This window comes from Chryseobacterium barbadense (genome assembly GCF_042849955.1).
Taxonomy (GTDB): Bacteria; Bacteroidota; Bacteroidia; order Flavobacteriales; family Weeksellaceae; genus Chryseobacterium.
Map to the genome: position 1 here is coordinate 1 of NZ_BAAFHL010000009.1, position 20,770 is coordinate 20,770.

Annotated in this window: 11 protein-coding genes; 5 read left to right on the forward strand and 6 right to left on the reverse strand. The window is 37.4% G+C overall.

The annotated features are described in order from the left end of the window. Positions 1-1,168 (forward strand): WG repeat-containing protein (locus tag ACGHIN_RS06085; RefSeq protein WP_390451787.1); only part of this gene is annotated, 1,168 nt, incomplete at its 5' end. 55 nt (positions 1,169-1,223) lie between these two features. Here ACGHIN_RS06085 and ACGHIN_RS06090 read toward each other — a convergent pair. From ACGHIN_RS06090 to ACGHIN_RS06100, 3 genes are all read right to left on the reverse strand, one after another. Continuing rightward, positions 1,224-2,000, reverse strand: coding sequence for a zinc ribbon domain-containing protein (locus tag ACGHIN_RS06090; protein WP_390451789.1), 777 nt, complete (start codon positions 1,998-2,000; stop codon positions 1,224-1,226). 2 nt (positions 2,001-2,002) lie between these two features. Next, a complete protein-coding gene (locus ACGHIN_RS06095) occupies positions 2,003-3,100 on the reverse strand; it encodes a Nif3-like dinuclear metal center hexameric protein (protein ID WP_390451791.1) in 1,098 nt (365 codons plus the stop codon). Positions 3,101-3,209: 109 nt separating this feature from the next. Next, the gene (locus ACGHIN_RS06100) at positions 3,210-4,058 is read right to left on the reverse strand and encodes a hypothetical protein (protein ID WP_390451793.1); all 849 of its coding nucleotides are present in this window, start codon (positions 4,056-4,058) and stop codon (positions 3,210-3,212) included. Between the two features lie 246 nt (positions 4,059-4,304). Between ACGHIN_RS06100 and ACGHIN_RS06105 the strand changes: the two genes are divergently transcribed. Next, entirely contained in the window at positions 4,305-5,132 is an 828-nt protein-coding gene (locus ACGHIN_RS06105) for an ion transporter (protein WP_390451795.1), read from the forward strand. Between the two features lie 41 nt (positions 5,133-5,173). Then, the gene (locus tag ACGHIN_RS06110; RefSeq protein WP_390451796.1) at positions 5,174-5,332 is read left to right on the forward strand and encodes a hypothetical protein; all 159 of its coding nucleotides are present in this window, start codon (positions 5,174-5,176) and stop codon (positions 5,330-5,332) included. 84 nt (positions 5,333-5,416) lie between these two features. Here the strand turns inward: ACGHIN_RS06110 and ACGHIN_RS06115 are convergent, their stop codons facing one another. The 3 genes from ACGHIN_RS06115 to dnaE all read right to left on the reverse strand — a co-directional run bounded on the left by ACGHIN_RS06115 (position 5,417) and on the right by dnaE (position 16,250). Further along, positions 5,417-7,714 carry a choice-of-anchor J domain-containing protein gene (locus tag ACGHIN_RS06115; RefSeq protein WP_390451798.1) on the reverse strand — a complete coding sequence of 766 codons (2,298 nt, stop codon included), beginning with the start codon at positions 7,712-7,714 and terminating at the stop codon, positions 5,417-5,419. A gap of 267 nt (positions 7,715-7,981) precedes the next feature. Continuing rightward, a complete protein-coding gene (locus tag ACGHIN_RS06120; RefSeq protein WP_390451800.1) occupies positions 7,982-11,176 on the reverse strand; it encodes a T9SS type A sorting domain-containing protein in 3,195 nt (1,064 codons plus the stop codon). Positions 11,177-11,582: 406 nt separating this feature from the next. After that, positions 11,583-16,250, reverse strand: a complete 4,668-nt coding sequence (dnaE, locus tag ACGHIN_RS06125) for a DNA polymerase III subunit alpha (RefSeq protein WP_390451802.1) — start codon at positions 16,248-16,250, stop codon at positions 11,583-11,585. Positions 16,251-16,510: 260 nt separating this feature from the next. Between dnaE and ACGHIN_RS06130 the strand changes: the two genes are divergently transcribed. After that, positions 16,511-18,607, forward strand: coding sequence for a S8 family peptidase (locus ACGHIN_RS06130; protein WP_390451804.1), 2,097 nt, complete (start codon positions 16,511-16,513; stop codon positions 18,605-18,607). Between the two features lie 79 nt (positions 18,608-18,686). Continuing rightward, positions 18,687-20,759, forward strand: coding sequence for an alpha-ketoacid dehydrogenase subunit alpha/beta (locus ACGHIN_RS06135; RefSeq protein ID WP_390451806.1), 2,073 nt, complete (start codon positions 18,687-18,689; stop codon positions 20,757-20,759). The last annotated feature ends 11 nt before the right edge of the window (positions 20,760-20,770 follow it).

A 20,770-nucleotide genomic window follows, 5' to 3' on the forward strand; every position in this document is an offset into this window, starting at 1 on the left:
CCAGAGAGACGACCGTTTACGGTCTAAAACAAAAGAAAATCAGGATAATTACGGAATTCCGAAAAATCTGGGAACAGCAAGACCTTTTACTGACAATTTATACCAGGTCAATAATAATATAAACGGAAAATCATTATCGGGGGCCTATGACAAGTCTCTTAAAAAACTGATTCTTCCTGTAGAATTTCATTATGTGGAATATTGGAACAAAGCGTTATTCCTGTCTGCCAATAAAGATGGTGACACTTATGCTTATGATCTCAAAGGGAATAAACTATTGAAGGAACCTATGAGTTATTTTTCACAGGGTGGAAACGAAAAAACACCGGTCGTTCTTGCTACCAATAAAAATAAAAAATATGCCGTTTTCTCTAAAAATTTCAAACCGATTACTGAATTTATTTATGATTACATCAGTCCATCAAATTATTTTTTAAACGGAATCATTAATCAAAATGGAAAGCAGGAAAGAAAAACGGTTTTAATGAATTTAGACGGAAAGCCTGTAAAGTTCAATGTGGAATATGATGAATTGCGTTACAAGACCAATGAATTTGATGATGTTGTAGAAGCCTTCCTGTTTTTACGGAAAAAAGATAAGCTGGCCATTGTCAATAATCAGGGAAAATTGATTTCTGACTTTGTATATGATGAGATTATTCCTGAATGTTATGTGGCTTCGGAGAAATTAAGCTTATATGAAGAACTGATGATGCAAGCCAACCATCCTAACCGTTTTATCTACTTTAAAAAAGATAATAAATATGGGGTTATGGACAATAATTACAAAGTCATTTTGGATAACACTTATGATATGATTACAGAATCTACTCAGGATAACTATATTTATATCGCAAAAAATATTTCCGGAAGAAATAAATGGGGAATATATAATGTAGCGGAAAGAAAAGAGATCTTAACACCGCAATTTGATACCTGGATCAAAAGTTCAGACGGATTCTTTATCGCAAGAAAAGATGGGAAATATGGTATTTATAATGGTGAAGGAAAAGAAATCTTACCTCCTGCTTATGATCGTGAAATTCGTGTCAATAAATTATACAACGGTTTATACACACTTTCTTTGGAATATGGGCTCCCTTTTGCCTATATGGATTCTTTAGGAAATTTGATAAAAGTTGAACCAAAGAAACTTTCTTTGAATTGATAGAAACAAAAAAAGCTGTTCCAAATGAAACAGCTTTTTTATTGTATGTAAGTGATTAAAATTTAATCACAGATTTCATTCTTTCAGTTTCTTCCATTACTAATTCGTCATCAACAAGAATTTTCCCTGAATGCTCATCAATAATGATTTTCTTTCTCTGAGCGATTTCCATTTGCTTTTGTGGTGGAATTGTGAAGAACGATCCTTTCGGAGCTCCTCTTTCTAATCCCACAACAGCTAAACCGTTTACAGAGCTTGTTCTGATTTTATTGTAAGATGCCAATAATCTGTCATCAATCTTGGAAGCGAATTCCTTAGATCTTTCCAACAGATATTCTTCTTCTTTCTGTGTTTCAGAGATCAAACCATCCAATTCGTCTTTTTTGAATTTCAAATGGTTTTTGAGTTCGTTGATCTTTGCAGTAAGTTCACCCAAAGTTTCGTTTTTATGAGCAATTTTAGCTCCGAACTCTTTAATTCTTTTTTCAGCAAGCTGAATTTCCAGTTCCTGATATTCGATTTCTTTACCTAAAGCTTCAAACTCTTTATTGTTTCTTACATTATCCTGCTGAGATTTGTATTTTTCAATTAAAGTTTTAGCGTGGTTGATTACTTCATGCTTGGTTTTGATCTGGTCATCCTGATCTTTGATATCCGTATGAAATTTTTCAGCTCTTTTTTCAAGCCCTTCAATTTCGATTTCAAGATCTTCCACCTCAATTGGCAATTCTCCTCTTGTATTTCGGATTTCATCCAATCTTGAATCAATGATCTGCAAATCGTATAAAGCTCTTAATTTCTCTTCAACTGAAATATCGGTGGTTTTTGCCATATCTAAAGGAAATAATTTACTGGGTTTGTTTTTTCGTTAGATTTTGAGATTGCAAATGTACTAAATTTTTGTGACAAAATTTCAAATAATTGTTGAACAACAAATTGCTCTGACTCATAATGTCCGATATCACAAATCAGCATTTGAGATTCTGCTAAGAAATAATCATGGTATTTGAGATCTCCTGTAAGGTAAGCGTCACATTTTTTAGATATGGCAGATTTTATCCCGCTTGCACCGGATCCGCCTAATACGCCTACTCTTTTTATTTTTTTATCCGTAAAGTCAGAATGTTTAATGATCTCCAGATTGAATTTTTCTTTTATCATTTTCAGGAAGTCCTTTTCATCCATCGGCTCTTCCAATTCCCCATACATCCCTAATCCGGAATACTGGTTTTCATTATCCAGGCTATAGATCTGATAGGCGACCTCCTCATAAGGGTGTGCAGCCTTCATTGCCGAAACAATCTGTCCTTGTTTATATCCCTCAAAAATTACTGAGATCATATGTTCATTCGCATTTTCCCGTATATCCTGCTGTCCGGAAAACGGGTTTGAGCCCTCTATCGGCCGGAAGGTACCTTTTCCGCTGATACTGAAGCTACATTCATCATAAAAACCAATATTTCCTGCCCCTGCGGAAAAAAGAGCATTTTTTAAAGATTCGGTATAATCTTCAGGAACATATACCGTCAGTTGCTTCAGGTTGTTTTTCTTAGGCTGAAGTATTTTAAGGTCTTTCAGCCCCAGGCGATTACAGATTCCGGCATTCACTCCGAAGAAGTCATTATCAAATGCCGTATGAATGGCATAAATGGCAATTTTATTCTCAATAGCTTTTAAAACAGCCCTTTCCACATAATTTTTACCTGTTAATGATTTCAATCCTGAAAAAATAATAGGGTGAAAGCATACGATAAGATTACAGTTTTTATGAATGGCCTCCTCCACTACATTCTCCAATGCATCATGACAGACCAAAATCCCGGAAACATTGCGGTCCGGGACACCACATAAAAGTCCAACATTATCAAAATCTTCCGCCTGATTAATTTTTATTTTTTCTTCAATTTTTGAAATTACTTCTTTTAGCTTCATGGAATATACTTATGACAACGAAGATATTAATTTTATGAAAATAAAATTTGTTTTCAATAAAAACCCGGCTTATGCATGCATAAGCCGGGTTCCAGTATAGTCATGAGATTTAATCTTTGAATAATGATACTCTGGTAAAGGAATCTACCACGGCATTACAACCTGTATCCGCCTCCAAAAAAAGCTGATAACCTCTTCCCGGATCTAAGCTGGCCTGGTCTGCAATCGTATAGAAATAGAAGGTGAGAACATTCCCCACCCCACTTGAGCCACTGGGCAAAAACTGAATGGAGTTGACAACAAATCCTGAATCGGGATTCGTCAGTGTAGCTTTCACTGAACCTGAACTGTTAGAACCAGGTGTTATATTCACTATAAGCCTCCAGAGATGTACCTGCCCATAGATTTCATTTTCACGCCACTTATTGGTTGCGGATATATATATATTGGAAGTTACCCCGGGAAACGGCACTGTAGTTTCCGGCCAGCTGGTGGTAGGACTTGCTGCAAATACCAATGGTACAGTGTAAATAACCTGTTGTCTGGGGCCATAGCCTCCTCCTGTGGCAGAAAGGTTAAGAGTGGGCTTTGCGCCTCCATTTCCGGAATTAATTTTCACTACCCCATCATTTCCGGCCTGGGAAGAAGTGGCTACGAAAAGCTGTCTCCATAGCGTACCGTCCCAATACTGAAATGCATTTGCAGTGGTATTAAAGATAAGTGTCCCAGTAGACAGGCTTGCATTAACAATTCCTGCCGGAGGAACTGTAGAAATATCATTATCGGCCAGGTTGGCGTTTCTTTCCGCATCTGAAAGACGCGGAATCAGGATTCCTTTCTGATTGGAAGTAACATCTAATACTGTTGCTGAATTAGGATTAATGGTATTAATCCCTACTTGTCCATTGCACACAGAGCATAGCGCCCCCAAGAGGGCTGAAGTAATAATTTTTTTCATGATTATAATGTTTTTTTGTACCCTAAAATTACAAAGAATACCATAAATATGACAAAAATTTTATTTTTATATGTCATATAAATTACCTATATTACCAAAAATAAAATACTGAAACCCAGCCTATTAAGCAATAATTATTCACAAATCGATGAGCTTAATTTTCACATCCCCCTATCTAAAAGCTTTTTGCGATATATTTGTATACTAGAACATTAAAATCTTATCTTAGATTATAATTTAAAGAGCATGGAAAGAGAACACAATCTTATTTCTGAAGATACGCTATGGAAAAGATTTTTATACCGGGTTATCAACCGGTCCGATACAAGACTTGGGAAATTATTTGATATTGTCTTATTAATCCTAATCCTCGTAAGTACACTTATCGTTATGATGGAAAGTGTTCCTATATTGGATAAGAGGTTTCATTTTACTTTTCTTATCCTGGAATGGATTATCTCATTGCTTTTTACCATAGAGTACAGCTTGCGTATCGCTGTAGTCAAAAATAAAAAACATTATATATTCAGCTTTTTCGGGATTATAGATTTTTTATCGCTCGTACCTTTCTATTTAAGCTTATTTTTCCCCGTTACCAAATATTTTCTTATTTTCAGGATGTTGAGAATGCTTAGAATCTTCAGGATTTTCAATCTTCTTGATTTTATGAATGACGGGTACCTTATCTTAAGAGCCTTAAAAAACAGTTCAAGAAAAATCTATATTTTCCTACTATTTCTTATCATTTTCTCCGTCATTGTAGGTTCCATGATGTTTATGGTAGAAGGCGGAAGACCGGGATTCGAAAGTATCCCGCAATCTATTTACTGGGCGGTTGTTACAGTTACCACCGTAGGATACGGGGATGTCTCCCCCATTACCCCTCTTGGGAAATTTTTTGCTGTCATATTGATGCTAGCCGGTTACTCTATTATTGCTGTCCCAACAGGAATTGTAACTGCAGAGATGAGAAACAAAAGACAAAACCTGGAAAAGATTTGCCACAGATGTGGGAATGAGGATATTGATGATGATGCGAGGTACTGCAAACAATGTGGCAAGAAATTAGCTTAATACTTCTTATAATTAATCTATTAACCAAATACCACAAGATCATGGAACCGAAAAAAAAGAACAAACCCAACAACCTGGTCATTATTTTATTTGCTTTGGTTGTATTAATGGTCATCATTTACTTTATCTTAGTCACATTTTTCCCTACCGTATTCAGTAGTTTGAACACAGGAGATCTACAACCTGTACCTAATAAATAATAAAAAGACGGCATTAAGCCGTCTTTTTATTGAAGCCATGTTATTGCTATTTACAATGGAGTCTGATAATCAGTCTCCAAAAAACTATCTTTTGATTGTTTTAATAACCTGCTTGGAACCATCTTTCATAGATAATGTTACCATATACATTCCTGATGTAAGCCCGCCTAAATAAAGTGCAGAAGAAGGTGTATCAATAGTCTTTAATACTCTTCCGGCCATATCTGTTATAGAAACCGATTTCACTTTAGACACATCTGAAATACTTAGTATATCTACAAACGGATTAGGGTAAACCTTAATCTTGTCTTTAGCTGCAGCAATTTCCGTAGTCGCCAAACTGCCTGAATCATAGGCAGAAACCTGAATAGGGCCATCTCCACCCGCTGTGGAATATCTCCAGACACTTACATAAATGGTTTCGCCAGGCGTTCTCCCTGTTAGGGAAACTCTGGAATATAAATTGGTGGTAGTAGTAATATCATCATTACATGAAATTTGGGTTAAAGAACCGCAAGTTCCGCTATATGCCGCCAATATGGAGTCTGTAAATTGTGATCCTGCTGCCGCTCCTGTCTCAATAATTACATTTCCTGAAGCCGGAACCACAACAGAATACCATGTATTATTAACTGAGTTCGATGTGGCACAGGTAGAGGTAGTATTGGTGGTTGCCCCCGCATTAGTTGATAATATAGCTCCTGAAGCGAAATCAGTACCTACTGTTAATGCAATAGCTCCGGAACATTCATCATTAGCAGGTGGTGGCGGAGGTGTTCCGATACAAATAGTAAAGCTTGCAGAATTTCCATTGCTATATGTATATACTCTTATATAATAAGTTTGCCCTGGCGTTAATCCGGTTAAAGTAGCTGAATTCGGATCAGAACAAATTATACTTGTTAACGAACCGCATGCTCCACTCAAAACCTGAAAATACATATCCGTAGAGGCAGAAATATTGGAAAGAGTTACCACATGAGAAGCAGAAGTAGCTACAAATGAATACCAGATATCGTCATCCGGAGTTCCGTTGCATGGTGTTGATGCCATTGATTCTGTTGCGCTGATGGTATTTCCTGTTGTTGTTGATCCGCAATTGAGATCAGGATTCACTGTTAAGGCAATTGCTCCTGAACAATTATCATTGGCAGGCGGTGGCGGGGGAGTTCCTACACAAATATTGAAACTCATATTATAACCTGCTCCTGAAGAAGTATAAACTCTCACATAATAAGTCTGTCCTGCTATAAGACCTGTTATTATTTTGGTAGCACTTGTCGAACAATTTACACTCGTTAGTGCCCCACATGTTCCTGATAATACTTGGAAATAGATAGATGACGCTGTTGTAGTGCCAGTTGATGCCAGGTTAGTAAGCGAGATCTGATGTGAAGTACCTGTTGCGGTAAAGGAATACCATACATCATCATCTGCTGTTCCTGTACACGGTGTTAATACATTAGCGGATGCCGATGCACCCAAAGTGTTTCCAGCCGTAACAGAGCCACAAGAAAGATCGGGGTTTACAGTTAATGAAATTGCGCCTGAGCATTCATCATTTGCCGGTGCAGCAACTGTTGTAAAAGAAATTTCCGGGCATCCTGCTGCGTCACCAATCGCGTTATATGGTGTTACAGTAACATAATATGTTGTTCCCGAATTAAGAGTTCCCGGAATATTATAGGTAGTTACATTTCCTGCATCAACATTATTTACGATATTCGTTCCTCCACTGGTAGTTCCTATCTTGATTTTATATCCGGACGCCGATGTAACGGCATTCCAGTTTAAGATGCCATCAGGATTTACATTGGTAGCTCCGTTAGCCGGAGATGCCAGTGTAGCACATCCTGGGATAGTTGTAGGTGCTGAATCCACTACAAATGTATCTGCATAAAGCTGCCATTTATCCGTATCAGTTGCATGAATAGCAACATATACTGTTTGACCCACATAAGATGATAAACTAAATGTTTTTTGTGTCCAGGTGGCTGGTGCCGGTTCTGTAGGCTGCAGTATCGTAGTAAAGGCTGTTGCCGTCTGGTTGGTAGTAGAAAGTAAAACTTCATAATTTTCAAGGAAACTTGAGCTTCTGGATCTTACAAAAAAAGATATTCTGTCACTTACACCGGCTGTTACGGTAATAGCTTTTGTAATTAAATAATCATCATGTGCTGTATCATCATAGGTAAGTGTAGCAACATTTGCTCCAGACTGGGCAGTTCCCGCACCGGGCGTTCCGAATACCCAGCCATTGGCCCCGCCATTATTAATGACAGCCCATCCTGCCGGCATTGTTGTACCGGCATCAAAATTTTCACTCCATTGCCCAAAACATAAAACAGGCAAGGTTAAAATAAAAAATAGTAGTTTCTTCATTACAGTAAATTATTAGGGAAAATAAATTTAGACATTTTTTAATTAAAATTTACCATTATGCTGCTATTTTTTAAAATAATACCATAAAATGATCATTTTATTATATAAAATGAAACAATTGTCTAAAAACAATAATTCATTCGCAATTGAATTATTAAAAACTAACAACTGATAATCAAACATTTACATTAAATTATTTTTTTCTTCAACATAAAAATGGCGGCTAAATTAGCCGCCATTGTCTATAAAATGATTAAAAAACTGATTTTATTTTTTAACCGCTTTGATTGTTTGTCTTGAACCATCTTTCATATTAAGAACCATTAAATACAATCCTGATTTCAATTCTCCTAAATGAAGAGCTGAAGAAGGTGTATCGATAGTTTTTACCAATCTTCCTGCCATATCTATTACAGAAACTGACTTCACGTTGGATACGTCTGAAATATTCAATACATCCATAAATGGATTAGGATAAGCTTTAACATCATCTTTTTGATTGTCAACTTCACTAGTACCAAGACCTGAACAGCCTTGCGTAACTGAAATACTATAATTACCAATTCTAGAAGCTGTAAAGCCAGTCAATAATATATAGTAAGTAGTACCTGCAACCCCTGTAAATGTTAGTTTAGGTGCATTATAATTATTATTTGTACAACCAGCATCAGCAAACCCTGTACCTGAAGTATTGGCAAAACATGTAAGCGTAGTACAATCTCCGGTGTAAACTCTTAAGTATGCATCATACTGAGTACCACATGCATCAATTGTAATAGGTCCGTTTTCTGTAGCTGTTACTGTGTACCAAACTCCTTTATAAACTGCAGCCGTTGCTGATCCACAAGTAGAAGCCGGCAGTGTGTCGTCTGTTGCCAAAGCATTAACTCCCTGAACAGTTCCGTTACAAGCTATTGCTGCTGCAGTGGCGCATGTATCATTACTTACTGCAGAAGGAGTGGTTACAGCAATCTGGAAATTAGAACTTGTGGCCGCCGTGCTTGTTGATGAGAATACTCTAACATAATATGTCTCTCCTATATTAAGATTTTGCAACAATACATTTGAGTTTCCTACACCGCCTGCAAAACAAGTAACTGCAGTCAAACCGCCACATGCTCCTGAATAGATTTGTGTTGTAGTAGCATTATAACTCTTTAAAAAATGCACAAGTTTAGTTGCAGATGTTGCAGTAAATGAATACCAAACATCATCATTTATACCCGTAGCACTACAAGTAGGTGCTGTAGCTGTACTTTGGGTTGCAGCAAGAGTGGAACCGTTTACTGGATTTACAAATGCATTGGAACTGCTAACCGTAAGAGATACAGCATTAACACAGTTATCATTTGCCGGCGGTGGAGGTAGAGTTCCTACACAAACATCGAAAGTATTAGCATATAAAGTTGCTCCAGAATTAGAGTTGCTATTATAAACTCTCACATAATAAGTTTCTCCAATTGTCAGTCCATTCAATAGTGTATAATTTGTATTTGAGGTTATACAAGTTGTACTTGTTAAAGTTCCACACGCACCACTAAACACCTGTGCATAGAGTGACGTAGAAGATGATGTCCCCACTGAAACCACATTTTTTAACTGTAATGTATGAGTAGTTGCCAGAGCAGTAAATTTATACCATACATCGTCATCTGCTGTTCCAGAACAGGAACCAAGTGCAACGCCTGAACTGGTAGCTCCGGAAGTAGTGCCAGAAGTCATTGTCCCGCAGTTCATATCAGGGTTCACCGTTAACGTTACCGCATCTGCACAATTGTCATTTACTGGCGGAGGCGGAGGTGTACTGATACAAATATTAAAGCTGGCACTAGCGTTAGCCGTTGAAGTATACGTATAAACTCTTACATAATAAGTAGCACCAGGAGTAAGCCCTGTAGCCATATTTTCATTATCATCGGAGCACAGAACACTAGTTAAAGATCCACAAGCTCCTGATAACACTTGGAAATACATATCCGTAGCACTAGAAACACCCGTTGACACTATATTAGTTAATGAAATTAAATGCGAAGGTGAAGTTGCTACAAAACTATACCAGACATCATCATTCGGAGTACCGGAACAAGGAGTCGCAGCCATAGACATTGTTGCTCCCAATGTATTTCCCGGTGTTGTTGTAGTACATGTTAAGCCAGGATTCACTGTTAATGCCACAGCATTTGCACAATCATCATTTGCCGGAGGAACAGTCGTCCCTGTAGTAAAGTTTCTTACCGTACAACCACTAGAAACACTTCCCCCTTGATAAGCAGTAACAGTATAAAAATATTGTGTGGAAGGATTTAAATTGGATGTGAAAGTATAATTCAAAACATTTCCTACATCTATATTATTTAAAATATCAGTTCCTCCACTTGTAGTCCCCACAGACAACCTGTATCCTGTTACTCCCGCTATTGAAGACCAAATAATAGTTGGTTTAAGAGAAGTACCAGTGGCATTATTTGCAGGCTGAGAAACAGAAGGACAAGAAAGTGATAAAGTAGTGAATGACGTTTCATTACATCCTGTTGCAGGTCCTACATTATTGATAGGAATTACTTTTAAATAATAATTAGTATTATAGGATAATGTTCCCGAAGGAATTGTATAAGAAGTTGTGTTCCCTGCATTATATGCATTTAATATATCCGTTCCACCCGGCGTGGTTCCCAGATTAATTAAATAATTAGAAGCACCGTTTGCTCCATAAACCCCAGACCAGGTAATGGTAGGAGTAAGCGAAACATTTGTTGCAGCATTTGCTGGAGCACTAACCGTCGTACAAGCTGGCGCAGCAGTTGCTGGCGGCATAGTTACATCAAAACCAACTACCGGTCTTCTTCCATTCGAATTGGTAAGCGTTGGACCAAATGTTCCAGTAGTAAGTACATACTTTGTGGTATTAGTACCTGTTGCAGTGCTTACACAAGGCGTTCCGTATTCATAATCCCAAGTAATTGAAGTTGCTGGAGGTGTTGTTTGTACATATTCTACATACACCGCAAGATTACTTCCACTGGTATACACAAACCCCGCCGTATGGACAAACTGTTTATATCCTGCGGTACTACCTACAGCAGCTGCCGGGTCAGAAGAATAAACTAAAGTAGCAGTACTAATTTCCGTAGCCCAATCCGGAGAACCGGATCCAAAATCTAATGCAGTAGTATTCTTTAGATAAATTTTAAAAGTTGTTCCGGCAGGCAAAGTTCCGGAAGAAGCAAGCCTTTTAAAATAAGTAGAAGTAATTGTCCCATTCTCAATTGCTAACAACTGTGAAGCGGGAATAATAAAGGCTGTTCTATTTTTACTATCAGCCGTTGTAACACTATTCATAGGTCCATAGGTATTTGTAGAAAGACCCGTAGAACAAGTAGCAAGTGTGAAAGTCTGTCCCAAATACGATTGATAAGCCAGTAAACTTATCAAAAGTAAAAAGAGTAGATGTAATTTTTTCATACTTAGTAAAATTAAAAATTAGGGAGATAAATTTATAAATATTTTTCAACAAGAATCGAAAGTTGTTATATTTTTTTTCAAAACGCTAGATTAAAAACAAGTTTTTTTAATCAAAACCAAACAATCATTTAATTTTATAAATTATTCACATAAGAATGATAATTTTACAAAAGACTGAAATTCAGTAAAATAAACAATAAATAGAAATATTATACAGAAATTGATTTACACCACTTAACATAAAAAAAAAGCAGCTAAAATTCAGCTGCTACTTCATTCAAATTTTAATTATTACTAGATTTATTGCTTAATAGCTTTAACACTTTATCTTGAGCCATCCTTTATAGTAAGAATAGATACAATCCTGAAATGCTGTATTCATTAAATATTCTACAAAATTTAATTTTTAGTTTAAATAAAATTCGTATTTATTGAGTAACTGAATCTCTTTAATCAGATCCCCATTAAGATCAACAGAATATTTCATGGATTGCAGCTCTATGTGTGAATCATCCTCAATATTTTTAAGATAGAATTTCAATTTCTGATCCCCTTTGTTTTTCTCCAGTACAGTTTTAAAAAATTCCAGATCTTCTTTCCTGAAATCCATCACGTCCATGACTAAAGATATGCTTTTTGCAAATCTTTCAAATGCCTCTTTAAGCTCAATAACATCATTCACATTTACAAAAACGCGACCGTCTTTTACCTGCGCAAACTTAATTTTCAAAATTACAAAACGCTGCACTTCAAGCTTTTCCTTTAAACGCATATAATCTCTGTCTCCCAATCTGAAAGAATAAGAGCCCGTATAATCTTCTAATGTAAGAAACGCAACCTTTTCACCACTTTTAAAGCCATCCTGAACCCTGTATTCAGTAATTAGTCCCGCTACGGTAAATTCTTTACCTCCACCTCCATTCTCTCTCTCCTTCTGAATTTGTTTCCAGTCTTTTTTCTTTTCCTCGAACAATTCCGGAGGTTTGTTGCTAAACGCCTGCTCTTTATAAGCATCCACCTCATCCAGGTTCAGAAATCCAAAATTCCCTTTAGGTTCTGCTTTTTTGGTAGTTTCTTCTACTATCTCTTCTTCTCCGGTCAGCAATTCATCCGAGACAATCTCTATTATATCCGCAACTTCGTCCTGAGTATCCTGCTCAAGAATCGGGACTTCATCCACCACTGCTTTTTCACCTTCTTCTTTCTCCAAAACAGATTTCTTGGAAAGCTGCCCCTGCATAAACTGGAACTGGTATTTGAACTCATCCAACGGATGGGCGGAAAGATAGAAGCCTATGATCTCTTTTTCTTTATTAAGCTTATGCATATTAGGCCATTCAGGACAAGGAGCCAGTTTAGGCTGCTCAATCTGGATTTCTTCCGCAAAATCAGCAAAAAGGGAGTTTTCCACCTCATTTTTACTTTCCTGGAAGCTTTGTCCGTATCTTAGCAATCTTTCAAGATTGGTTCTTCCCGCCGCATCTATATCAAAATACTGCCCTCTGTGATATTTATCCAGCTCATCAAAAGCTCCGGCAATCACCAAACTCTCTGCTACTCTTTTATTAACCTGCGAAGACGGAATTCTTTCAAAGAAGTCATAGATATCTTTGAACCTTCCGTTTTCTCTTTCTTTGGTAATAGCTTCACTTGGCCCTTCGCCAATCCCTTTAATTGCCCCCAGACCAAAGCGGATCTGTCCTTTTTCATTTACAGAGAATTTATATTGGGATTCATTCACATCCGGTCCTAAAACATCCACCCCCATACTTTTACAATCCTCCATGAACATGGTGATCTGTGCCGTATTGTTAATGTTATTGCTCATCACACTCGCCATATATTCAGCTGGATAATTTGCCTTTAAAAAAGCTGTATGATATGCAACTAAGGCATAGCACGTAGAGTGGGATTTGTTAAACGCATACTCCGCAAAGGCTTTCCAATCGTTCCATATTTTTTCCAGACGGGTTTCATCCAGATTATTTTTACGGCCTCCTTCAATGAATTTCGGGTACATTTTATTCAGGACATCGATCTGCTTTTTACCCATCGCTTTTCTCAGCGTATCAGCTTCACCTTTGGTAAAGTTGGCCAATTTTTGAGATAAAAGCATTACCTGCTCCTGATAAACGGTAATTCCGTAAGTTTCCTTTAAATATTCTTCAGTTTCCGGTAAATCGTAGACAATCTCTTCAATACCGTGTTTTCTGTTGATGAAATTAGGAATATATTTAATAGGCCCCGGACGATAAAGGGCATTCATTGCAATAAGGTCAGCAAAAACGGTAGGCTTAAGCTCTCTCATATATTTCTGCATCCCGGGACTTTCATACTGGAAAATCCCTACTGTTCTTCCTTCTTTAAACAATTGATAGGTCTTTTGATCATCCAGCGGAATGGTATCGGGATCAATCTCCACTCCATGTCTTTCTTTAACCAGTTTCAAAGCATCTTTGATAATTGTTAATGTACGAAGCCCCAGGAAGTCCATTTTCAATAACCCGGCGCTCTCCGCCACTGAGTTATCGAACTGTGATACCAAAATATCGGCATCTTTTGCGGCAATGGTTACCGGGACAAGATTACTCACCTCTTCGGGCGTAATAATTACTCCACAGGCATGAATTCCAGTATTTCTGATACAGCCTTCCATTTTTTTAGCACTCTCCAGTACATCAAAACGAGGATCTTCAGGATTGCTAAGAACCATTCTCATCTCATCGACAAGCATCTGTTCTTCAGGCTTTAATTTATCATATTTTGACAGAGCCTTTGCAATATTCATTCCCGGAGTAGAAGGAACCAATTTAGCAATATTATTAGTATCCGGAATAGGAACATCCAATACTCTTCCTGCATCTTTAATGGCAGACTTTCCTCCAAGAACGGAATATGTAATGATCTGAGCAACCTGATTCTGCCCATATTTATCAATTACCCATTTAATAATCCTGTCTCTTCCTTCATCATCAAAATCAATATCAATATCGGGCATTGAAATCCTTTCCGGATTAAGGAATCTCTCGAAAAGGAGATCATATTTAATAGGGTCAACATTGGTAATTCCGATACAATAAGCTACAGCTGAACCTGCAGCTGAACCACGTCCGGGGCCAACCCAGACCCCCATTTTCCTGGCTTCATTACAGAAATCCTGTACAATAAGGAAATATCCCGGATATCCTGTATTGGCAATTACATCTAATTCGAAATCCAGACGCTCTTTAATTTCCTCAGTAATCCCGGTATCTATATATCTTTTTTTTGCTCCTTCATATGTTAAATGCGTCAGATAAGCCATTTCACCACGCTTTCCACCATCAATCTCATCTTCCGCATGGATGAATTCTTGGGGAATATCAAATTTCGGAAGAAGTACATCTCTTTTTAAAGTATATGGACTGAATTTCGCCAAAAACTCTTCATAGGCTTCAAACGCATCCGGATAAGCAAGAAACGCTTCTTTAATCTCATCGCTGTTCTTAATGTAATATTCACCTGTTGCTAAACCTCTTCTTTTACCAAACCCTTTCCCTACAGGTGTTGTTAATTTTTCGCCATCTTTAATACAGCTTACAATGTCTTGAATGTTGGAGTCGTCTTTATGGGTATAAAAAGTTTCATTCTGAGCCAGGATCTTTACATTATACTTATCTGCCAGATACAACAGAACCTCATTCAAATGTTCTTCTTCTGGGAGTTTATGATTTTGTATCTGAACATAAAAGTCTTCACCGAAAGTATCTTTCCACCATCTGAAAAGCTCTTCCCCTTTTTGCTCACCGGTGTTCAGGATCGCATCAGGAATATCCCCATGAATACCGGACGTTAATGCAATCAAGCCTTCTTTATATTCAGCGATAAGCTCGCGACTAATTCTCGGCACTCCAAAGTAAAAACCTTTTAAAAACCCAATACTTGACAACTTTGCAAGGTTTTTATACCCATTGAAATCCTTTGCCAAAAGTACAACCTGAGTTCTTCTGTCAGGATCATCTTTAGTAAACTGCTTCTGTTCATACCTGTCAGAAATATAAAATTCACAGCCTACAACCGGAATTAACGGTTCCGAAACAGGCTCTTCTTCATTAAAAGCCTCTCCTTTTTCTTCCGCTTCCTGTTTTTTGGCTAAATATTCTTTATGCTTTTTGTTTCTGTCCGAATTCGCAGATTCTACAGCAGAAACAAATTTAAAGGCTCCCATCATATTTCCCAGGTCTACCATTCCGACAGCCGGGAAATTATCCTCAGAAGCTTTTTTAATAAGGTCAGAAATACTCGATGTAGCCATCAGTGTCGAGAACACACTATGATTGTCGAAGTTGAAATATTTTCCAAGATCAATTTCATCGATACTTCCAAAATCAGTTTGTTTTTTCTTGGTATGGAAATCTGCAACCTGTCTTCGGATCACAATACCAAAAGGTTTTATCGGATCCGGATATAGTGTTTTGAAGTATTTTAACTGGTCTTCGGAAATCTTCAGCACTTCAGCAGGAATCACTCCCACCCTCATCATTTCAAAGAAGACCTGTGCAGTTGCATTTACGTCGGCAGCAGCGTTATGTGCTTCATCGAATTTATGACCATATAATTTTTCGTAAAGTTCTTCAAGCTTAGGCGGCTTAAATTTCCCTCCTCGTCCTCCTCCAAGCTGGCAAAAATCCGTACCCAGAATCATGGTATCCGCTTTAGGCTTTTCCTGAAGATTATCTTTTAAGTTTTTTCTGAAAAACTCGGCTCCTACAATATTATAATCGAATTCAACATTGTGTCCGGAAACTATTCTTACTCTTTCCAGAACCTGAGAAAACTCTTCCAAAACTTCCTGCAAATCACGGCCTTCTTCATTAGCAATCTTGGTAGTAATTCCGTGAATTCTCGCAGCATTAAAGGGAATATCATATCCTTCAGGCTTGATAATATAATCCTGGTTTTCTATCAGATTACCGTCATCATCATGCAATTGCCAGGCAATCTGAACCATTCTTGGCCAGTTTTCCGAATCCGAAAGAGGAGCGTTGAAATTTTTAGGTAAACCTGTTGTTTCTGTGTCAAAAATTAAGTACATATAATTTTCTAACTTTTTTAAGAAAGAGAATGTAAAGTTACTTCAATTTTTCCATTCTATAATTACCCCAAAAGAAATAACCCGCAATTCAACTTTCAATAATTTTTCAATTATTCTTAAAACGTGAAAAACTCAATGTAATTAACTTTCCGAAGAAAATTAATCAACAATAAATCATCTTTTCTGTATTAAATTAATATACCTTAATAATTTTATATATATTTGCCTCTTAATATTTTATTCAATATTTATTAAGTGTTATGAAGAAACATTTACTTTTAATCAGCACATTAGCTATTACTTTAATGAGTGCGCAAAGCAATGAGGCTTTGCATAGAAGATTTGATCAACAAAAGGCTGAAAAACAAAAGGCTTTTGAAAACTATGTAAATAGTAATTATAAGACTACTGATTTAGATAAAAATCCTGAATTAAAAGCAAAGCTTGAACAATTAAGAGGAAGAGTAGCTTTTGTATTTGATGGCAACCCTTACTTCTATACAACCGAAGACATAAGACAAGGCTACAATACCAATGCTGATGCGCTCAATACTACAGGAAATGTAACCGGATTAACAGGAGCTTTCAATGGTGAAAACATCAAATTTACTATATTTGATGGCGGTCGAGTCTATGCTCCTCATACTGCATTTGCTAATGCAACAGGAAGAATTACTAACATGGAAGCATCTACTCAGAGTTATAGTGATCACGCTACCGGTGTAGCCGGATTTGTTGGTGCGCGTTCTGTCTCCGTCAGCGGAGGAGGATTAAGTGGTAACATTAAAGGCATTGCCACAAATTCTACTATAGATTCTTATATGTTTGATGAAACCACTTTGCCAGGACAGTCTTCACCAAGTGATGTATTTGATAAAATATTACTAGCTAACCCCAATATTTCTAACCATTCATATGGAACTAATGGAGGATGGGTATTTAATCAAAATGCGTGGTATTGGACTGGTTATTATTCCGGGGGCACCAATGGTACAGCCTACGACTTACAAGGAGCCTATTATGATAATGATGCTAATTATGATGACATCGTATACCAAAATCCTTCCAATATTATTGTAAAATCAGCTGGAAACTATTTTGGCGATGGACCTACAGGAAGTACCGTTACTACAGCCTACTACAGAAGTGGCTCAAGTTATGTAACATTCCCTGCTGGAGCTACTCTTCCGCCAAATAACTGTAGCAATGGTGCTGATTGTATTACTAATGGTTCTTTAGCTAAAAATATTATTGTTGTTGGTGCTACAGACGTTATCTCTAACAACAATTTCCGTTATACAACTGCTGCAGACGTAGTACACTCAAGCTATAGCAGTGCAGGCCCAAGAGATGATGGTGGTATTAAGCCTGATATTGCTACAACAGGTACCGACGTTTTCTATCCGGCAACAAGTGCCACGGGAAGTGAAACTTATGGATACAATAGCGGAACATCTTTCTCGGCTCCGGTAATTACAGGAATTATTGGACTTTGGACACAAATTAACAAACAATTATTCACTGGTAGTCTTTTAAATGCTGCATCTGCTAAAACATTATTAATACATTCTGCAAAAGAAGCAGGAAATATTGGTCCTGATCCATTATTTGGCTGGGGATATGCAGATGCTAAAAAAGGAGCTGAAATTCTTGTTGGAAAATCAAATGGAACCGTAATCTTTAATGACGAAAGTTTAACAAGTGGGGTTCCAAATAAAAAACTGGTAAAAGCATCCGGAAACGAACCATTAAAAGTAACTATTTCCTGGATTGATCCTGCTTTTACGAATTTCCCTACTACTTATCAAGCTATTCACAATAATAGAACATCCAGATTAATCAATGATCTTGATCTTAGAGTTATTGATACAACTACCAATACGATTTATTATCCTTGGAGATTGAATGCTGCAAGCCCAAATACTCCTGCCACAAAAGCTGATAACACAGTTGATAATGTTGAACAAGTAGTAATTGACGCACCTGTCACCGGAAGAAACTATAGAATTGAGATCACCAATAAAGGAATATTAGTTGATAATATTGGCATGAATCCACCTCAAAATTATTCTATCATTGTAACTGGCCATAGCGAGCAAGTGTTAGGAACTAAAGAAGCTGAAATTGCTAACGGAATCATCATTGCACCTACAGTTACCAAAGACATTGTAAAAGTAATGAAAGCACCTAGAAAATCTACTTTCAACATTTACGATCTGTCCGGTAAGAAATTACAAAATGGAGTTATCAACAGTGATCAGGAATCTCTAGATTTAGCATCATATCCTAAAGGAATTTACATCGTTGAAGTAAAAACAGATAAAGATGTGGTTTCTAAAAAGGTTATTAAAGAATAATTAATTCGAGAAATAATTAGAATATAACAAAATACTAACACTTGTTAGTATTTTGTTTTTTTATGTATCTTTGCTTTCTATGGAAAATACACTTCACGAAAAAGTTTCTCAGGAGATTTTACTAAAGGCTTATAACCATATGATGCTTGCCAAAGCTATGGCTGACATTTATGAAGAAAACAGAAATATCTGTAAATATGTTCATAGTACGTCGAGAGGCCATGAAGCCATTCAGCTGGCAACAGCGTATCAATTAACAAAAGAAGACTGGGTTTCTCCTTACTACAGAGACGAAAGTATCCTTCTTGGAATTGGTTTCGAACCATACCAATTGATGCTTCAGTTATTAGCCAAAGCTGATGATCCTTTTTCAGGAGGTAGATCCTACTATTCACACCCTTCAAGCAGGGATGAAAAGATGCCTAAGATCATTCATCAAAGTTCGGCCACAGGCATGCAGACCATCCCAACAACAGGTGTTGCACAGGGAATCAAATATATTGAGGACTTTAACTTGCAACAGTTTGAAAAGAATCCTGTTGTCGTATGTAGTCTTGGGGACAATTCCGTAACTGAAGGTGAGGTGAGCGAGGCACTACAATTTGCTGCCTTACATCAACTTCCGATCATCTTCCTTGTTCAGGATAATGAATGGGGAATTTCCGTGACAAAAGAAGAAGCCAGAACTTGTGATGCTTATGACTTTGTAGCCGGATTTACAGGCTTAAACAGAATGAGAGTGGACGGGACTGACTTTGCAGAAAGCTTCGAGGTAATGAAAAAAGCCGTAGATTTTGTAAGGATGGAAAGAAAACCGTTAGTCGTTTGCGCTAAAACGGTTTTGATAGGGCACCATACTTCAGGAGTAAGAAGAGAATTCTACAGAGATGAAGAAGATCTTACGAAGCATAGAGCTAAAGATCCGGGAAACATTTTAAGAAGTCAATTGCTGGAAGCAGGAGTTGATGAAGAATTATTAAAGCAAATCACCAAAAAGGCAAGATTAGAAGCTGAAGAAGCATTCGAAAAAGCTAAAAATGCTCCGGATCCAAGACCTGAAACCGTAACTGACCATATTTTTGCACCAACCCCTGTTACCGAAGAAGTGGGAACCCGCGAACCTGAAGGTGGAGAAAAAATTGTCATGGTAGATGCTGCCATTCATGCTATTCAGGAGTTGATGTGGAAACACCCGGAAGCATTACTTTACGGACAGGATGTTGGAGAACGAATTGGAGGAGTTTTCCGTGAAACCGTAACCTTAGGAAAAAAATTCGGAAGCAAAAGAGTTTTCAATACTGCTATTCAGGAAGCATACATTATTGGTTCTACCACAGGCATGAGTGCAGTTGGATTAAAGCCAATTGTTGAAGTACAGTTTGCAGACTATATTTATCCGGGAATCAACCAATTGATTACGGAGATTTCAAAATCAAACTATTTAAGTAACGGGAAATATCCGGTAAGCAATATCATCCGTGTTCCTATCGGAGCTTACGGCGGCGGCGGCCCTTACCATAGCGGAAGTGTTGAAAGTATTTTGGCCAATATCAAAGGTATTAAAATAGCCTATCCAAGTAATGCGGCAGACTTTAAAGGTTTATTAAAGGCAGCCTATTATGATCCGAACCCTGTGATAATGCTTGAACATAAAGGATTATACTGGAGCAAGGTTCCGGGAACTGAAGATGCCAAAACAATAGAGCCGGCAGAAGATTACATTTTACCTTTCGGAAAAGGAAAAGTAATTATCGAAGCGGATAAAAATGAAACTGATAAAGGAAGAACATTACTTGTAGTAACCTACGGAATGGGAGTTTACTGGGCAAGAGAAGCCGTAAAAAACTTTAATGGAAGAGTTGAAGTGATCGATCTGAGAACATTAATCCCATTGGACGAGGAGCTTGTTTTTGAAAGAGTTAAGGCTCATGGAAAGTGTATTGTACTAACTGAAGAGCAACTTAACAACTCGTTTGCAGAAGCTTTTGCTCATCGAATTTCTAAAAGCTGTTTCAGATATTTGGATGCACCGGTGGAAACTATGGGTTCATTGGATTTGCCTGCTGTTCCGATTAACCTGGTGTTAGAAAAAGAAATGCTGCCTAATGCCGAAAAGTTGGCAGCAAAGATTGAAGAAATGTTACAATACTAGATTAAATCATA